At 64.1% G+C, this 1,317-nt stretch carries 1 protein-coding gene and 1 pseudogene; both read left to right on the plus strand.

Going from position 1 to position 1,317, the window contains the following annotated elements; genetic code table 11:
- A pseudogene (locus EN749_RS39275) lies at positions 1–149 on the plus strand (beta-ketoacyl-ACP synthase II); the annotation flags it as partial.
- Between the two features lie 102 nt (positions 150–251).
- Positions 252–1,317 (plus strand): endolytic transglycosylase MltG (gene mltG / locus EN749_RS35890; protein ID WP_128364955.1); only part of this gene is annotated, 1,066 nt, incomplete at its 3' end.

The following is a 1,317-nucleotide window of genomic DNA, read 5'->3' on the forward strand; positions in this document are numbered from 1 at the left end:
CCATCAACCTCGACAATCCGGAACGCGAAACCGCGATCGACCTGGTGCCGAACAAGCCGCGTGCCCGCCAGATCGACGTGGCGCTGTCCAATTCCTTCGGCTTTGGCGGGACCAACGCGTCGCTGGTCTTCCAGCGCTACAATGGCTGATCGTCCGGCTGCCGGGCGGCGCTTCGGCGTGCCGTCAATTTTGCCATATTCGCCCCTACTCTGCCGCTGGGGATTCGTTGGGCGATCAAACGGTAGGGCGAAATGAACACAAATCCGGCAGGCAACGGAGAATTCGGGCAACGGCCGCCGACATCCGGCCCGATCGTGCCGAAAACGGCCAGCGAAGCGTTGCGGCCGGAGGCTGGCACGCCGCCGCCGAAGCGCTCGCGTGCGTCACGCAGCCAAGTCGTCGTGTTCATGAACTTCGTCATCTCCTCGGTGATGCTGGTGGTTCTGGCGGCCGGCGTCGCGGTCTATTTCGGCAAGCAGGAATTCACCGAACCCGGACCTTCGGCCAATGGCGACACCTTCCTGGTCAAGCCGAGCACCGGCGTCCAGGATATCGCCGACCAGCTCGAACGCCGCGGGTTGATCAGCGACGCCCGGGTATTCCGCCTTGGCGTGCGGGCCTTCGGCAATGATTCCGCGCTGAAAGCCGGCGAGTACGAGATCAAGCCCAGGGCATCCATGCGCGATATCATGGAGCTTCTGAAGAGCGGCAAGTCGGTGATGTATTCGCTGACCATTCCTGAAGGACTGACGGTCGACCAGGCATTGCAGCGCATCGCCGAGGAGAATGCCTTGAGCGGCGACATGCCGGCAACCACGCCGCCGGAGGGCAGCCTCGCCACCGACACGCTGCGCTTCACGCGCGGAGCGACACGCCAGCAGATGGTCGACAAGCTGCTGGCGGATCAGAAGAAGCTGGTCGACGATGTCTGGCAGCGGCGCGCGCCTGACCTGCCGCTGGCCAACGTCGAGGAGTTCGTCACGCTGGCCTCGATCGTCGAGAAGGAGACGGGCAAGGGTGACGAGCGTTCGCGAGTTGCCGCCGTCTTCCTGAACCGGCTTGCCAAGGGCATGCGCCTGCAATCCGATCCGACCATCATCTACGGGCTGTTCGGCGGCAAGGGAAAGCCGGCGGACCGGCCGATCTACCAGTCGGACATCCAGAAACAGACGCCCTACAACACCTATGTGATCAATGGCTTGCCGCCGACGCCGATCGCCAATCCGGGTCGTGCAGCGCTGGAGGCGGTGGCCAATCCGTCGAAGACCGCCGACCTCTATTTCGTTGCCGACGGCACCGGCGGGCCCGTCTTTTCCC

Source organism: Mesorhizobium sp. M7A.F.Ca.ET.027.02.1.1 (assembly GCF_004022985.1).
Taxonomy (GTDB): domain Bacteria; phylum Pseudomonadota; class Alphaproteobacteria; order Rhizobiales; family Rhizobiaceae; genus Mesorhizobium.